Origin of the sequence: Streptomyces sp. WG7 (assembly GCF_049975785.1) — a bacterium.
Classification (GTDB): Bacteria; Actinomycetota; Actinomycetes; order Streptomycetales; family Streptomycetaceae; genus Streptomyces.
The window spans coordinates 266,948-282,815 of the sequence record NZ_JBNGGE010000001.1; the positions used below are offsets into that span (position 1 = coordinate 266,948).

The 15,868-nt window shown below is 71.2% G+C and carries 14 protein-coding genes and 1 pseudogene; 10 read left to right on the forward strand and 5 right to left on the reverse strand.

All coding sequences use genetic code 11. The annotated features are described in order from the left end of the window. The first annotated feature begins 745 nt into the window (after nucleotides 1–745). Nucleotides 746–1,816, forward strand: coding sequence for a Gfo/Idh/MocA family protein (locus ACP4J0_RS01165; RefSeq protein ID WP_426596694.1), 1,071 nt, complete (start codon nucleotides 746–748; stop codon nucleotides 1,814–1,816). Nucleotides 1,817–2,002: 186 nt separating this feature from the next. Beyond that, the gene (locus tag ACP4J0_RS01170; RefSeq protein ID WP_426596695.1) at nucleotides 2,003–2,563 is read left to right on the forward strand and encodes a hypothetical protein; all 561 of its coding nucleotides are present in this window, start codon (nucleotides 2,003–2,005) and stop codon (nucleotides 2,561–2,563) included. Here the strand turns inward: ACP4J0_RS01170 and ACP4J0_RS01175 are convergent. The 3 genes and pseudogenes from ACP4J0_RS01175 to ACP4J0_RS01185 all read right to left on the reverse strand — a co-directional run bounded on the left by ACP4J0_RS01175 (nucleotide 2,517) and on the right by ACP4J0_RS01185 (nucleotide 5,918). Then, on the reverse strand, nucleotides 2,517–3,839 hold the full coding sequence (locus tag ACP4J0_RS01175; RefSeq protein WP_426596696.1) for an MFS transporter: 1,323 nt from the start codon (nucleotides 3,837–3,839) through the stop codon (nucleotides 2,517–2,519). The genes ACP4J0_RS01170 and ACP4J0_RS01175 overlap by 47 nt on opposite strands. 109 nt (nucleotides 3,840–3,948) lie before the next feature. Then, nucleotides 3,949–5,046 (reverse strand): LLM class flavin-dependent oxidoreductase, encoded by a 1,098-nt coding sequence (locus ACP4J0_RS01180; RefSeq protein ID WP_426596697.1) that lies wholly within the window; start codon nucleotides 5,044–5,046, stop codon nucleotides 3,949–3,951. A gap of 103 nt (nucleotides 5,047–5,149) precedes the next feature. Then, nucleotides 5,150–5,918, reverse strand: a pseudogene (locus tag ACP4J0_RS01185) (MBL fold metallo-hydrolase). A gap of 86 nt (nucleotides 5,919–6,004) precedes the next feature. Between ACP4J0_RS01185 and ACP4J0_RS01190 the strand changes: the two are divergent. The 8 genes from ACP4J0_RS01190 to ACP4J0_RS01225 all read left to right on the forward strand — a co-directional run bounded on the left by ACP4J0_RS01190 (nucleotide 6,005) and on the right by ACP4J0_RS01225 (nucleotide 14,099). Further along, a complete protein-coding gene (locus ACP4J0_RS01190; protein WP_426596698.1) occupies nucleotides 6,005–6,619 on the forward strand; it encodes a CGNR zinc finger domain-containing protein in 615 nt (204 codons plus the stop codon). A 143-nt stretch (nucleotides 6,620–6,762) separates the two neighbouring features. After that, nucleotides 6,763–7,368 carry an MBL fold metallo-hydrolase gene (locus ACP4J0_RS01195; RefSeq protein ID WP_383287527.1) on the forward strand — a complete coding sequence of 202 codons (606 nt, stop codon included), beginning with the start codon at nucleotides 6,763–6,765 and terminating at the stop codon, nucleotides 7,366–7,368. 479 nt (nucleotides 7,369–7,847) lie between these two features. Continuing rightward, nucleotides 7,848–8,456, forward strand: coding sequence for a hypothetical protein (locus ACP4J0_RS01200; protein ID WP_426596699.1), 609 nt, complete (start codon nucleotides 7,848–7,850; stop codon nucleotides 8,454–8,456). Between the two features lie 677 nt (nucleotides 8,457–9,133). Further along, entirely contained in the window at nucleotides 9,134–9,796 is a 663-nt protein-coding gene (locus tag ACP4J0_RS01205; RefSeq protein ID WP_426596700.1) for an urease subunit gamma, read from the forward strand. Continuing rightward, nucleotides 9,780–11,618 carry an urease subunit alpha gene (locus ACP4J0_RS01210; RefSeq protein ID WP_426596701.1) on the forward strand — a complete coding sequence of 613 codons (1,839 nt, stop codon included), beginning with the start codon at nucleotides 9,780–9,782 and terminating at the stop codon, nucleotides 11,616–11,618. Before ACP4J0_RS01205 ends, ACP4J0_RS01210 begins: the two co-directional genes overlap by 17 nt. A 76-nt stretch (nucleotides 11,619–11,694) precedes the next feature. Then, the gene (locus ACP4J0_RS01215) at nucleotides 11,695–12,369 is read left to right on the forward strand and encodes an urease accessory protein UreF (RefSeq protein ID WP_426596702.1); all 675 of its coding nucleotides are present in this window, start codon (nucleotides 11,695–11,697) and stop codon (nucleotides 12,367–12,369) included. A 123-nt stretch (nucleotides 12,370–12,492) separates the two neighbouring features. Continuing rightward, complete coding sequence (ureG, locus tag ACP4J0_RS01220; RefSeq protein WP_426596703.1) at nucleotides 12,493–13,194, forward strand: urease accessory protein UreG; 702 nt, start codon at nucleotides 12,493–12,495, stop codon at nucleotides 13,192–13,194. Continuing rightward, the gene (locus ACP4J0_RS01225; protein WP_426596704.1) at nucleotides 13,191–14,099 is read left to right on the forward strand and encodes an urease accessory protein UreD; all 909 of its coding nucleotides are present in this window, start codon (nucleotides 13,191–13,193) and stop codon (nucleotides 14,097–14,099) included. Before ureG ends, ACP4J0_RS01225 begins: the two co-directional genes overlap by 4 nt. Nucleotides 14,100–14,168: 69 nt before the next feature. Here the strand turns inward: ACP4J0_RS01225 and ACP4J0_RS01230 are convergent, their stop codons facing one another. Then, nucleotides 14,169–14,717 carry a GIY-YIG nuclease family protein gene (locus tag ACP4J0_RS01230; protein ID WP_426596705.1) on the reverse strand — a complete coding sequence of 183 codons (549 nt, stop codon included), beginning with the start codon at nucleotides 14,715–14,717 and terminating at the stop codon, nucleotides 14,169–14,171. 228 nt (nucleotides 14,718–14,945) lie between these two features. Further along, complete coding sequence (locus tag ACP4J0_RS01235; RefSeq protein WP_426596706.1) at nucleotides 14,946–15,812, reverse strand: AraC family transcriptional regulator; 867 nt, start codon at nucleotides 15,810–15,812, stop codon at nucleotides 14,946–14,948. Between the last annotated feature and the right edge of the window lie 56 nt (nucleotides 15,813–15,868).

Genomic DNA, 15,868 nt, shown 5'->3' on the forward strand with positions numbered 1-15,868 from the left:
TCGAGAGTCTCGCCTACCTGGCCAGCCGCTACATCGACGCTCGCTAGCCCTGCGGCCGTCCGCTACAGCGAGCGGCATCTCCTCGCCCCAGGCAGCCGACGGATCTCAGCCCAGTCCTCCACCTGACTCACCCTCCCCTCCTGGCCCTCGATGAAGGTCAAGATCATCAGAAGATCGCGAGGTGAGTCACCGTTCGTCCGCCGATCCTTGGTTAGTTTCGACAGGCGGCGGCTGAACCAGGATTCGAGCGACGCCGAGAAGTTTTCACCCGTCGCTGAGAAAACTTGGTACCGAAGGGTCGGGCGTCTCGCCCGCCTGAGTGAGCCAGTCTGGCCTCGTTCTCGACGACACTCGTGCTGCACCTTGCCTCAGGCTGCTGGCTTCGTGCGTGCGCGATGCGTGAGCGGACCGTCCAGCACGGGCCGTCATAAGCAGGGTCGAGCACTCAGCGGTCGTGACGCTGACCAGGAGAAAAAGTGCCAGATAGCAGCGTCGAGCACCCCCCGGCAAGGATCCAATCCCACTCCTAAAGCGGGTGTCGCAGGTTCGAATCCTGCCGGGGGCACAAGAGAGAAGGGCCAGCTCAGGAGGGGGTTTCCTCCCGGGCCGGCCCTTCGTCGTGTCCGGGATGTGCGCCTGGGTCGGTGCCTCCACCTGCTGCGTTCTCACGGTGGGAAATCAGCTGTGAAGGAGCGGTAGTTCGGAAGAGGATGTCTGTATGCGGGTAGGAGTGGTAGGGCTCAGGATGGGGCTTCACCTGGCGGACTGGAGCCGCAGGGTGGGCATGGAGGTCGTGGCGGCATGTGACCGCGATCCCGAACGCCGTGCCGTGGCGGGGGCGCAGTTGCCCGGCGCGGTGCTGGTGGAACGGTGGCAGGAGCTGCTGGAGCACCGTCTTGACGGGGTCGTCCTGGCCAACGACTTCGACGAGCACGCGCCGTTGGCCATCGCGTTCCTGGACCGTGGGGTGCACGTGCTGTCCGAGTCGGCGGCGTGCGTGGACGCTGCGGAGGGGGAGCGGCTCATCGCGGCGGCGGACAGGTCGTCCGCGACCTATTCCTTCGCCGAGAACTACGTGGCCCATCCGCACGTCCGTCTCATCCGGCAGGCGATCGAGGCCGGGGAGCTGGGCCGGATCAGCCTGATCGAAGCGGACTATCTGCACGGCATGTCCCCGGCCGAGGTCGCGGGCCTGATCGGCGATCCGGCGCACTGGCGCGGGCGCATCGCTCCCACGGCGTACTGCACGCACGCCCTCTCGCCGGTGCTGGCCCTCACGGACGCCTGGCCGGTGGAAGTGTCGGCGTTCCCGGCGGACGAGGCGGACCCACGCGCCGCGGTCGTCATGGCGGTCCGGTTGTCCAGCGGGGCGCTGGCCCTCACCCGGCACGGGTTCCTCCAGGGCGAGCCCGACAGTCACTGGAGCTGGATCTCCGTACGCGGTACCAAGGCGCTGGCCGAGTCCGTCCGGGCCGCCGGCGAACGGGCCTGGTCGGTCCGTGTCAGAACGGAGGGCTGGGCGGCCCCGGAGGGCCACACACGCGAGGAGGAACGCACCCCTCCGCCCTTCACCCTCGCCGGGGAACCTGTGGCACGCGGGGCCGAGGGCACCGTACGAGTACTGCGCGCCTTCCGGGCCACGATGGAGCACGGAGAGCCACCGCTGGTACCGGTACGACCCGCCGTGGCCGCGTCACTGGTCGGTGTGGCCGGCGCGGAGTCACTGGCCAACGGTTCCCGCCCGGTCCCGGTACCCGTGATGACGGCCGGCCCACACGGAACCACGGGCCAGGCAGATCCTGACATCCACCGCTGACATCAACGACACCGGACGGGAAGGCACGCCAGCGTCTCCGTCCGGCCGTCCGTCGCACCAGTCACCGCCAGCAGCCTCAGCGCACCTGGTCAGAGGCCCTTCCGTCCGTCGGACGGGAGGGCCTTCGCACTCGCAGCACATATATGGCACACACGGGCTGCGGGCAGAGGTGGGGAGCTGTGCGCTATGCCCGCGAAGGACGGACTGGCCCGGCGCCGGCACGGGAAGCTGGTGGACCGGCTTGAGACGTTGATGCGGGCCGGCCTGAAGCCGCAGTACGAGGGTTACTACGGTCAGCTGATCCTGGGCCGCGACGATCTCACGGAGATGGGTGAGCTCAAGGATGTCCGGCGAGCCGCTCGGGAGGCCGGAGGACGTCTCGGCTGGAAGGTGACCACCCAGCTCGTCGACGGCAGGCTCTGCGTGCTGGACCAACGGGAGGTTCCGGAGGAGATCGAGCGGCTGGCCGGCCATGCGGCCGCCGACGCCATCGACCGGGCCCGGGACGGCGCTATCTCGGACGCCCATGTCTTCCACGTGCGGAACCTGCCCTTGTTGCAGGGGCAACGTGTCTCTGTCCTCGTTGCCTCCCTGCCCCCAGGCCCGTGTGGGGGGCGGGCGCCACGGCGAGGAGCCTTCGTGCGTCTGGCGTTTCAGTCGCTGCGGAGTGACTGGGGGGCTGACGGTCGGCGCTGGTCTGTCAGCGTTCCGAGGACGGTGTACGGGGCGGGGTTTTCTGGGCGGTGACGATGACTGCGGGGAGGAGGGCGAGGGCGAAGGCGGCGCCGGTGAGGGCGAGGAAGGGGTAGCTGGCCGCTGCGACGACGATCCCGGAGGTCATGCCGCCGGTGGCGCCGGCAATGGCGATGGCGACGTCGACCATGCCTTGGGTCTTGGCTCGCGTGGCCAGGGGGACGGCGTTCGTGATGATGGTGGTGCCACTGACGAGGCCGAAGTTCCATCCGATGCCGAGCAGGATGAGAGCGACGGTGAGCAGGAGGACGGAGTCGGCCGGCGCGGCGGCGGCGAGGATGCCGGCAGCCAACAGGGTCAGTCCGGAGGCGGCGGCCGTCACGGTGGGGCCGTAGCGGTCGGTGAGTGCTCCGGTCAGGGGTGAGGGCAGGTACATCGCGCCGACGTGGAGGGCTATGACGAGGCCGGAGGCGGCGGTGCCGTGGCCGTGGTCGTGCATGTGCACGGGGGTCATCGTCATGATCGCGACCATGACGAGCTGGCTGAGGACCATCACCACTACCCCCAGCGGCAGGCCGGGGCGGCGGTGTGTGGCGGGCTGCTGGACGTGGGGCGCCGGTCCTGTGCCGGTGCGCTCCGGTCCCTCCGGCTCGGCGGGGAGGGTGCGGGCGAGCATGAGGGGGTCGGGACGCAGCCAGATCAGGAGCGTCAGTGCGGCCAGGGCGAACGCCGCGCTGGAGACGAGGAACAGGCCGCTCAGCGGGGGCAGTGCAAGGGCGGTGGCGAGGTGTCCGGCGGGGTCGGTCAGGTTGGGGCCGACGACGCCGCCCAGCGTGGTGGCGACCAGGACGGTGGACAGGGCGCGGGCGCGGTGACGCGGGGCGGCGAGGTCGGCTCCGGCGTAGCGGGCCTGGAGATTGGCGGCGGTTCCAGCGCCGTAGAGGAAGAGGGAGATGAACAGCAGGGCGGGGTTGTCGAGGGCGGCGGCGACGACGACTCCGGCACCGCCGAGAGCGCCTGCGAGGTAGCCGGCGGCCAGGCCGGGGCGGCGCCCGCGGGTCTGCGAGACGCGGCCGATCGTGACGGCGGCGAGGGCGGAGCCTGCGGTGAGCAGGGCGCTGGGCAGCCCGGCCAGAGTGGTGGAGTGGAGCATGTCCTGAGCCAGCAGGGCGGCGACGGTGACGCCGGCCGCGAGTCCTACGCCGCTGAGGATCTGGGACGCCAGCAGGATGACCAGGATGCGCTTTTGCGTCTCGGGGAGCGAAGGGCCGGGAGTGGCCGGTGGGGCGTCTGCCGACACGCTGGGTGGCGTAGTCGCGGTGTGGGGCATGGTGTCTCCGTTACAAGCCCAATGGTTGTGGGCGGGCGTGGTGTTGGGGTGCCTTACGTGGTCCTGTCCGGCTGCGAGCCAGGTGGCCCGTGCGAGCTGCCCGGGGCCGTCAGCGAGCGGACACGGGGACCGGTGTGCTCGGCAGGGTGTAGGCGTCGGCGATCAGTTCGGTCGAGCGCAGGAGCGCCTGAGGGGTGTGGCCCACACTGGCGATCATGATTTCGTCGGGCCGAGCGGCCTCGTGCAGGCGGTCGAGGTGCACGGTGACCCGGTCGGGCGTGCCGTGCAGGACGGTGTTGGTCCAGCGGTCGAGAACCAGCTGCTCCGAGGCGGTGTAGGGGTAGGAAGCCGCCTCGTCGGCCGTGGGCACGAGGTAGGACTTGCCGTGGAGCATGCGCATCATGCTGTGGGCGTAGCTGCGTGTCTGGCGCAGGGCCTCGTGCTCGTCGTCGGCGGCCATGACGGCGAAGCTGGCCAGTGCGTACGGCTCGGTGAGGACGGCCGAGGGGGTGAACCGGTCGCGGTAGAGCCGGAGCGCACCGGCGACGTGATCGGGAGAGAAGTGCGCGGCGAAGGCGAAGGGCAGGCCCAGGCGGGCGGCGAGCTGGGCGGAGTATCCGGAGGATCCCAGCAGCCAGACCGAGGGGCGGCCGGTCGTCTGCGGAAGACCGTTCTCCTTGTCCTGTCCCGGTCCGGGCACGGCGTAGACGCGCTCGCGGTAGGGGTGCTCTTCGGGGAAGTCGTCGTCGAGGAAGCGCAGCAGCTCGACGACCTGTTGCGGGAAGTCGTCGTCGGAGCGGCCTCGTCGCAGGGCGGCGGCGGTGGCCTGGTTGGTGCCCGGGGCGCGGCCCAGACCGAGGTCGATCCGGTCCGGAGCGAGGGCCTGGAGCAGGCCGTACTGCTCGGCGACGATCAGTGGGGGGTGGTTGGGCAGCATCACTCCGCCCGCCCCGAGCCGCAGCCGCGTGGTGTGGGCGGTCAGCCGGGCCAGCAGGACGGCGGGGCTGGAGGACGAGACGCCGGGCATGGAGTGGTGTTCGGTCACCCAGTAGCGGGTGAAACCGCGCCTCTCGGCGAGTTCGGCCAGTGCGATGCTGCCGGACAGGGCGTCGGCGGCGCTGACGCCGCGGCCGGCCAGGGCGGTGTCGAGGACGGACAGCGGCGCGGGAGCGGAGCCGCGCGCCGTGCCCCTGATCGGGTCGTTCACGGGGATTCCTTCTGCGGTGCGTCGGCCTGGCGCGAGTGGCCGGGCCGGCGAAAGGACCGCCGCGGTGCGCGCGTGATGCACCGCGGGGCCAGGGCGTTCGGTGTCAGGCCAGTTCGACGCGGTCGATCAGTCCGGCGGTGGTGAAGGCGTCCACGAGCTGCTCGCGGCCCTCGGTGAAGTGGGCCCAGCTGTCGAAGTGGACCGGCACGATCCGGCGGGCGCCCAGGATGCGGGCGGCCTCGGCGGCCTGAGCGCTGTCGAGCGTGAGCAGCGCGCGGTCCAGGACAGGAGTGCGGACCGCGCCGGCGAACAGTACGGCGGTGTCCACCGGGCCCGACCGGTCGGCGATCTCACGGACCAGGGAGAGCTGGGCGTTGTCGCCGCTGACGTAGACGGTGGGCAGGCCGTCACCGCTCAGGACGAAACCGACGACCTCGCCGACAACGGGTTCGAGGTCCGCGCGTGCCCCGGGCCCGTGCAGGGCCGGGACGCCGGTGACGGTGACCGTGCCGCCACCGGGGCGGTCGAGCTCGATGGACTCCCAGTCCTTCAAAGGGCGTGCGGTGCCGCCCAGCCGGCCCGCGCCACTGGGCGTGGTCAGAGTCAGGGGGACATCGGTGAGCAGGGCCCGGCCCGAGGCGTCGAGGTTGTCGTCGTGCTCGTCGTGCGACAGCAGCACCACATCGATACGGCCCAGATCAGCGGGCGTGGCGGAGGCGGGCGCGGTCTTGGCCAGGCCGGAGGGGTAGGTGCCGGGGGGCGTCGAAGGTCGGGTCGGTCAGGAACCGCAGCCCGCCGTACTCGATGAGGGCGGTCGGACCGCCGAAGACACGGATGGGGACCTGCTCGCTGGACGTGCCGGTTGCTGCCATGACGAAATCACCTCACGGATAGATTGGCTTACATCCGTGACCATAGGCGTTTGTCACGGATAGAAGCAAGCTGTAGCGTGAGGTATGTGAGTGAGACCGATACCGCCACCGTTGATGCAGTCGGCCCGGGGCTGCCCCCGGCACCGGGCGCTGAGCAATACCCCGCCCTCGACCTGGCCAACAGCGCCATCGCCCTGCCGGGCGGCCAGTTCCTCGATGCGCTGGGCACGCCCTCCGGCGCCAACCAGTGGCTGGTGGACCACAACCTGGCCCCCGCGGACGCCGGCATGCAGGAGATCTGCGCGGCACGTCTGCGCTCCCTGCGCGAGCAGGTACGCGCCCTGCTCGCCGCCCAGGTCGGCGGGCATCCGGCTCCCGCCACCGCGCTGGCGGCCGTCAACGACGCCCTCACGCGAGTGCCCACCGCCTCCCCGCTCGGCTGGGACTCGGTCCGCGGCATGCACCGCACCGCCCCGCACCCCATCGACCAGATCGTCGACCAGGCCCTCGGCATCCTCGCCGCCGACGCCGCCGACCTGCTCACCGGACCCGACGCCGAACGGCTGACGGCCTGCCCCTCCACCCCCTGCAACCGCTACCTGCTCCGCGCGGGACGCCGCCACTGGTGCTCGGTGCGCTGCGGCGACCGCGCCCGCGCCGCCCGCGCCTACGCCCGCCGCACGCAGACCACCACCGACTGAGTCGAGCCACCCCCGCCCCGCCGCCGGTTCACCGGACCCGCGCCGGGGCGCGGTTTCGCACGCCCTCAAGCCCCCGGCATGGACGGCCCAACTCGCCCTCCATCCGGTCGTTCCCCACGATCAACGAAGGACCATCGCCTCTCATGACGGCCACATTCACCCTGCTGACCACCGGTTACGACAGCCTCGACGCACGCAACGCGGACCGCGACGGCCGCGAGAAGCCGTGGCACGTCGCCTCGACCGTCTGCCTCCTGCGCGACGGCGACACGATCGTCGTCGTCGACCCCGGCATGGTCGAGGACCGCAAACTCATCCTGGACCCGCTCGCCGCCGCCGGCGTAAGCCCCGAACAGGTGACCGACGTGGTCTTCAGCCACCACCACCCAGACCACACCCTCAACGCCGCCCTGTTCCCCAACGCGCGCGCCCACGACGTCTGGGCCGCCTACCACAACCACCTCTGGTACGACCGTCCCGCCGACGGGTACCAGCTCTCCCCCTCGATCCGCCTGATGGAAACGCCTGGCCACACTCCCCAGGACATCTCCACCGTCGCGGAAACCGCCGAAGGGACCGTCGTCCTTACCCACGCCTGGTGGAGCGTCCACGGCCCCGCCGAAGATCCCACCTCCGACGACCACGAGGGCCTGCGCGCCTCCCGCCGCAAGATCCTCGCCCTCAAGCCCGCCCTGATCGTCCCCGGCCACGGAGACCCCTTCGTCCCCGACGAGAGCACCCCCGTCTGAACCACGGAAGCCGGCCCCGGACCGGCCGGCTTCAATCCGCCGTCGCCTTCCGGTGCTTGCTCGCGGCGCCTGCTGGTGCCCTTCGTGATCATCTCGGTCGGCCGGCCCTCGCGGTTGCACGGCACGCCGGGCCAACCGGTCGGCGAGCGGGCCGGGTTCGCCTCTACAGCCGCCCGGCCGTCGGCCGCACGCCTGACAGCTCGGGGTGATGGGTGACGAACCCACGATGCGGCCGAGGACGGACGCGGGTGCGGCTCAAGGCGATGCCTCCGGCGGGGGCGCTCAGGCTCCGGGATTGGGTAGCTGGCGGGATAGGGCGGAGCGCAAGATCCGGAAACGTCTTCGGAAAGCAACGAGCGCTAACTGCGGCTACCGAAGCTGTCAGCGCCGGCGTCTACAGTCCGAACATGTTTCCGCAGCCAGTTGAGGGGGCCGCCGGCCCTCACGACGCGGGGTACCTCCCTCGCGTGGAGATGTGCATGCACCCGGTCGACGACGCCATCACCGAGCCCGTCGCCAAGCTGGGTGGCGACCCCGTATGGCTGGAGGAGCCCTGCTGGCCCCTGAACCCCCGCACAGGTGAGCCGCTCGACTTCATCGGGCAGATCCCGGTCCCCGTCGAGCCCGACGACGAGCTCCGCATGGCGTACTTGTTCCTGTCGTACGAGGACTACGAGACCGGCGGCATGGACCCTGAGGACGGAGAGTCCGTGCTGCTCATCCAGCCCGGCGGGCGGATACCCGGGTTCGCCACCGTCGGACCAGCCGGGACCAGGGGGCGATCACTCTTCGCGTTCGACGCCGAGGACGAGCAGGTACCGGTGGAGTTCCGGATCGAAATGCGGCCGGTCCCGGAGGAGCAGGAGCGGTACCTGGAGAAGGATGGGTGCTTCGATGTGGACAACTACATCGGAGGAAGAGCGGACCACCGGATGTGGGCCGGCGTCGAGGCACCGTGGCGGTTCTTCTTCGCCTTGGTCTGCACCGGCGACACCGGGCCGTACTTCCTCAACTTCGGACACGGCGCCGGGTTTGCCTACCTCAGCCCTGATGGTCTGGAAGGGCGCTTCGGTTGGGACGCAGCCTAGTACCGGCGGCGCATCATCTCAGGGCACACTGACGCTCAACGACAGTCCGCGACCGTGCCAGATTCGTGCCAGATCGAGCGTGACCGCGTCGAACACGATGTCGTGACCGGCCGGTTCGCGCGGCGCGTGAGGCTCCGGCAGCGGCTCGGTGTGGAGGACGTCGTCGAGGCGGGTGAGTTCGGCGCGGGCGGCGCGGATGCCACCACATCATTTCGGTGAGGGACAGCAGCGGGTCGGCGCAGCGGGCGGCGAGCACCAGGACCGCGAGCACCTCGGCCGCGCCGATGCCCCCGCCGAGGGCGAGGTACGCGCCGAGTGCGAGCAGCGCGGTGAACACCGCCTGCACGGTGACCGCGAGACCCAGTACACCTGGCAGCGCGGCGATGGCGGAGTGACGCGAGGCGCGGTGCAGTTCCCTCAGGGAGTCGTACTCACGGAAGCCGCCGGAGTCTCTCCACCCTGCACGCGGGCGTCGCGCCCCACATGCGCCCTATGCCCCCGGTTCACTCCATCAGGGCCGACCGGTCCGTTTCGCCGCCCCTGGGTTCTCCCCTCTCCCAGGATCGGTCTGCGGCAGGTACGACGGGCGGCATCTTCGGTATCTGCCTTCCGCTTCGTGGTGCTTGCCGCACGGGTGAAGTGACGGAAACAGGAGAAAACAGGAGAGGGGGAGCCGCATGCACCTGACTCCGCATGAGCAGGAGCGTCTGTTGATCCACGTGGCGGCCGATGTCGCCCAGCGGCGGCGTGAGCGCGGTCTGCTGTTGAACTATCCCGAGGTCATGGCGTTGTTGACCGCGCATGTCTTCGAGGAGGCGCGGGCCGGGGCGACGGTCGACGCGGTGATGGAGTCCGGGCGCCATGTGCTGCAGCGCAGCGAGGTGATGGACGGCGTGCCGGAGATGGTCGACAACGTCCAGGTCGAGGCGACGTTCCCGGACGGCACGAAGCTGGTGACCATCAGCGATCCGTTCGACGAGGCGTCCACCAAGGTGGACGTCCATCCCGGCAAGCCGGAACTGCTGCCGGACGAGGACGAACACCGGGTGGCCTTCAACGACGGGGCGACGCCCGTGCCGCTGGTCGTGCGCAATCCCAAGGACCGCCCGGTCCAGGTGGGTTCCCACTTCCACTTCGCCGAGGCCAACGAGGGACTCAAGTTCCGCCGTGAGGCGGCCCACGGAATGCGGCTGCACATCCCGTCCGGCACCTCCGAACGGTTCGAGCCCGGTGACAAGCGCACCGTGATGCTGGTGCCGATCGCCGGCGAGCGGATCGTCCACGGGCTCCAGGCCGACAAGAGCGAAGAGGAGAAGCACCTCGATGCCGAGCAAGGCTGAGAAGGACAAGCCCTGGGATCCGCTGCTGCGTTCCCGCTACGCCGACCTGTACGGTCCGACCGCCGGCGACCGGGTACGGCTCGCCGACACCAATCTCGTCCTGCGCATCGACGCGGACTGGTGCGGTGGCCCGGGGCGCAGCGGCGACGAGATGGTCTTCGGCGGCGGCAAGGTGATCCGTGAGTCGATGGGCCAGTCGCACATCCCGCGTGACGACCCCCGCGAGCCGGTGGACACCGTGATCACCGGTGCGCTGATCCTGGACCACTGGGGGGTGGTCAAGGCCGATGTCGGGCTGCGCGACGGCCGCATCCGGGCCATCGGCAAGGCGTACAACCCGGAGACCATGACGCCCCGCCCCAATGACGATCCGCGTGCCTCGGACTTCGTCGTGGGCCCCGAGACGGAGGTGATCTCCGGCAAGGGCCGCATCCTGACCGCGGGCGGCGTCGACACCCACGTGCACTTCCTCTGCCCGAACCAGATCCACGAGGCGGTGGCGTCGGGCGTGACGACACTGATCGGCGGCGGCACCGGCCCGGCCGAGGGCAGCACGGCCACCACCGTGACGCCGGGCAAGTGGCACATCCAGCGGACCTTCGAAGCGCTGGACTCCTTCCCGGTGAACATCGGCCTGCTCGCCAAGGGCAGCACCGTCTCGAAGAAGGCGCTGCACGACCAGGTCGCGGCCGGCGCCCTCGGCTTGAAGATCCACGAGGACTGGGGCGCCACCCCGGCGGTGATCGACGCCGCGCTGACCGTGTGCGACGAGACCGGTGTGCAGGTCGCACTGCACGCCGACTCGCTGAACGAGGCCGGCTTCGTGCAGAGCACCTTCGCCGCGACCAAGGAGGACCGCAAGTCCAAGAAGGCCAAGTACCGCAGCCTGCACATCTTCCACATCGAGGGCGCCGGCGGCGGCCACGCCCCCGACATGATCAGCCTCGCCGGCAAGCCCAACGTGCTGCCCGCGTCGACGAACCCGACCCGGCCCTTCACGGTCAACACCGTCAAGGAGCACGTCGACATGATGATCGTGTGCCATCACCTCAATCCGGAGGTCGAGGCGGACATGGCGTTCGCCGACTCCCGGATCCGGCCGTCCACCATGGCAGCCGAGGACCTGCTGCACGACATGGGCGCCATCTCGATGATGTCCTCCGACGCCCAGGCCATGGGCCGCATCGGCGAGATGATCATGCGGACCTGGCAGACCGCGCACGTCATGAAGTCCCGCTACGGCCACCTGCGCGAGGACGACGCGCACGCGGACAACTTCCGTGCCCGCCGCTACGTCGCCAAGTACACGATCAACCCGGCCATCACCCACGGCATCGACCATGAGGTCGGCTCCGTCGAGACCGGCAAACTCGCCGACCTGGTGCTGTGGGAGCCGAAGTTCTTCGGCGTCAAGCCGCACATGGTCATCAAGGGCGGCCAGATCTCCTACGCCCAGATCGGCGACGCCAACGCCTCCATCCCCACCCCCCAGCCCTACCTCCCGCGTCCCGTCTGGGGCTTCCAGGGCCGCGCCCCGGCGTCGAACTCCTTCAACTTCGTGGCCGAGGCCGCCCTCGACGGCGAACTCTCCCGGACCGGGCTGCTCAAGCCCCTGCGCGCGATCCGCTCCACGCGGGGGGTCACCAAGGCCGACATGGTCCACAACAACGGCGTTCCGAAGATCGACATCGACCCCGACACCTTCGACGTCACCATCGGCGGCGCCACCACCTCCGACGTCCGCACCACGGTCGACGGGCAGGAAGTCGGACGGAACTACGCCACCGAGCTGCCCCTGGCGCAGCGGTACTTCCTGTTCTGACCGTCTCGGCCGGGTCGTGGCGCGCGCCCGCACGGCCGACCCGGCACCTCCTCACGAAAGGCGGTCCCGCCGCCCCATGAGCCGCACTGCCCTGCTCGTCCTGGCCGACGGCCGCTTCCCCGCCGGCGGGCACGCCCATTCCGGCGGGATGGAGGCCGCCGTCGCCTCCGGCCGGGTCCACGACACCGCGAGCCTGGAGGCGTTCTGCCGGGGCCGGCTGCACACCGCCGGACTGGTCGCGGCCGGCCTCGCCGCGGCCGCCGCCGACGGCTACGACGCCCTCGCCCTGGACGAAGCCGCCGACACCCGCACCCCCGTACCGGCGTTGCGCCGCACCGCACGCCGCCTGGGCCGTCAACTGATGCGCGCGGCGCGGGCCACCTGGCCCAGCGCCGACCTGGACCACCTCGCCCGGCACCGGCCCCAGGGCGCCCACCAGCCGGTCGTGCTCGGTGTCACCGCCCGCGCCGCCCGGCTCACTCCACTCGACGCCGCCCAGGCCGCCGCCTACGAGAGCGTGGGCGGTCCGGCGACCGCCGCGGTGCGTCTGCTGAGCCTCGACCCGTTCGACGCCACCGGCGTCCTGGCACGGCTCGCCGACGAACTCGACTCCGTCGCCGAGGCCGCGACCGACGCGGCGCGGCGGACGGCGACGGAGGGGGTGGCCGCCCTGCCCGCCGCCTCGGCTCCCCTGCTGGACATCACCGGTGAACAGCACGCCGCCTGGACCGTCCGGCTCTTCGCCTCCTGACCGGCCTGACCCGCCCTGACCGCCCTGACCGGCCTGACCCACGACCGGCCACAACCGGCCCTGACCGGCCCCGACCGGCCTGACCGGCCCCTGCCCCGCCCTGACCCTTGCCTGGAGCATCCTGTGCATCTCGACCACCCCGTGACCATGCCGCACCGCCACACCCACAGCGGCGCCGAACCGCTGCTCGCCGACGGCAGCCGCCGCGCCCTGCGCATCGGCTTCGGCGGGCCCGTCGGCTCGGGCAAGACCGCGACCGTGGCCGCACTGTGCCGCACCCTGCGCGACCGGCTCTCCATCGCCGTGGTCACCAACGACATCTACACGCAGGAGGACGCCGCCTTCCTCCGCCGCGAGGCCGTACTGCCGCCCGAGCGGATCACCGCCGTGGAGACGGGAGCCTGCCCGCACACCGCCATCCGCGACGACATCTCCGCCAACCTGGAAGCGGTCGAGCACCTCGAGCAGACCCTGCACCCGCTCGACCTGATCCTCATCGAGTCCGGCGGGGACAACCTCACCGCCACCTTCTCCCGCGGACTCGTCGACACCCAGGTCTTCGTCATCGACGTGGCCAGCGGCGACGACATCCCCCGCAAGGGCGGCCCCGGCATCACCACCGCCGACCTCCTCGTCGTCAACAAGACCGATCTCGCCCCCTACGTCGGCGTCGACCTGGACACCATGAGGGCCGACACCCGCAAGCAGCGCAAGGACCTGCCGTACGCCTTCACCAGCCTCACCGGCACCGACGGCGTCCGACCGGTCGCCGACTGGGTCACCGGCTGCCTCGCCGCCTGGCACACCGCCGGAACCACCCGGTGAGCGCCACCACCGTGCGGACGGCGACCGTGGTCCCGGCGCCGGCCGGCGAACCCCTCGAATCCGACGGTGCGCCACACCGCCGGCGCTTCGCCGGTCCCGCCCCGGCGCACCCGTCCGGAGTCGCCGCCACCGCCCGAATCCGGGCCGCCCACAACGGCCGCACCACGACGGTCCCCCTCCTGCACAACGACGGCCCCTTCCACCTGCGCCGACTACGGGCCCGCGGAGACCAGGCGCGCGTCTGCGTACTCGGCGCGATGAGCGCGCCGCTCGGCGGAGACCGGCTCGCCCTCGACATCACCGCCGGGACATGCGCCCGGCTGGAGGTGACCGGCGCAGCCGCGACCATCGCCCTGCGCGGTCCCACCACCGCCCCGGCCACCTACGACCTGCGGTTCAGGGTGGGCGACCACGCGACCCTGCACTGGCTGCCCGAGCCCCTGATCAGTACCCGGGACAGCACCCTGCACCAGACGTTCGCCGTCGACCTCGCCCCCACCTCCCACCTGCTCATGCGAGAAGAACAGCTCCTGGGCCGCTCGGGCGAACCGCCGGGCCACCTCACCACCCGCCTGACCGTCCGCCGCGGCGGACGACCGCTCCTCGACCAGCACACCGCCTACGGCGGCCCGGCACCGGCATGGGACGGCCCCGCCGTCCTCGGAAGCCACCACGCCACCGGACAGCTCCTCCTGGTCGACCCGAAGCTGGACACGCCCCGGGAACCGCACGTCATCGGCGACGACCCGGCAGAGGGACACGCGGTACTGACCCCCCTCGCCGACCCCCAGGCCCTCCTCGCCACCGCCGTCGCCCCGACACCGGCCCAACTGCGCCACCTCCTGGACACCGCCCTCGCATACGTCTACGGGACGCCTAGACCAGAGGCCGAAGGCCGGCAGTAGCTCCACGGACGACGTGACGCCGCATACAGGGACGACGCATACGGGGACGACGCATACGGGGACGCGTACCTACGCGGCCGGCCGGGGCCCGGCACTCGCGTAGTACCGAGCCCGCGCCTCCCTCACCGCGTCGAGCGCGGCGCCCTCCCCCGCACCGTCGACGTTGAGCGGCGGCCCCAGCTCGGAGATCAACTCCCCCTCGACCGACAGCGGATCGGGGTGCTCGACCCACGTGACGGCAAGGTGTTCGCGCATCCATTCGGTGAGACGCTCCTCGTCCTCCGGGACGAGGACCACCCGGTCCGTCCACACCGTCCGGTAGCCCTCGGTGGGCATGAGCAGCCCCGCGAGCGTCCGTCGCAGCGTCGAACTACCGGAACGCCTCAGGTGGTTCGACGTGATACGGCTCCGCAGCCGAGTGGCCTTGCCGAGGTACAGCAGCCGACGCTCGGGGTCCGCGGAGTTCACCGGCCCGGAGAACGACGGGAGGACACTCGGCGGCGCCCACCAGGCGTACAGCCCCGTGCTCCTCGGCAGCGCGACCGCCGCCTCGGACAATGAGCGCGGTGAGGTGAACAGGGCTTCGATGGTCCGTCGCACGGCCGTCTGCTCCGACATGACCGCAGGATAGAGGCACAGGCCAAGGCGCCGCCCGAGTCCTCCGGGTCCGCTCCGCCGAGGTGATGCGTTCTCGTCCGCGTGGGTCGAGCGGTGCTCACGAGTTCGCGAGGGCCGGCCCGGGAGGGTCTCCTCCCGGGCCGGCGCTCGCCGGGTGCTTCGGGCAGTCTTCTCCGGCCGCCCGGAGCCCTCGGTCACGGGCTCACCCCGACAGGGGCGTCGCCGTGTTCACCCCTGGTCCCGCTCCACCGGGAGCCACAGCTCGGCGTCGGCTTCGGCGCCGTCCGGGGACAGGCGGGTGCGCAGGATCTCGGGGCCGGGGCGGCTGCGGTACGGGTTGGACGGGAACCACTGGGTGAACACGTCCCGCCACAGTTCCTGGATGGCCTGTGGCGCCGGCCCGGAGGTGGTGAAGACCGCCCAGGTGCCGGCCGGGACGGACAGCGCCGTGGTGCCCTCCGGGGCGGCCGCTGACGTGATCACCCCGTGGTAGTAGTCGAGTTCGGTGCCTTCGGCGCGGCTCGGGTCGAGGTCGTCGCAGGCCGCGACGATGCCCTGCGGCTCCTGGTCCGAGAGTTCCGCCAGGACTTCCAGCGTCTGCGGGCTGATCCCGCGGACGAAGTCGACGATCGCCCGGTTCGGTCCCGTGTGCACCAGTGGAACCCGGGCCTTGAGGCCGACGACGCTGAAGTCCGGCCTGTCCACTACGCGGTAGCGCATGCTGCTGTTCCCTTCGACGGTGAGGCGGAAGGCCAACCGGGGTTGGGAGACGAGCGCGGCGCCGGTGCGCCGGGCCTCGCCCGGGCCGATGCCGTGCATGGCACGGAACGCCCGGGCGAACGCCTCGCCCGAGCCGTATCCGTAGCGCACCGCGACCTCCAGCAGGGACTCACGCCCCGCGAGCACCTCGGCACCCGCGACGGTGAGCCGACGACGCCGTACGTACTCCGACAGCGGCATGCCCGCGAGCGCGGAGAACATCCGGCGCAGGTGGTATTCCGAGGTGGCCGCGATGCGCGCCGCCTCGGTCACGTCGACCTGCTGGTCGAGGCGGTGCTCGATGTACTCCAGGGTCTGGTTGAGGCGCTCCAGCACTCCCGGTCTCCTTCCTCTTCGTGCTCACCACGCTAGGGAGGAGTCCCTTCCCCCGA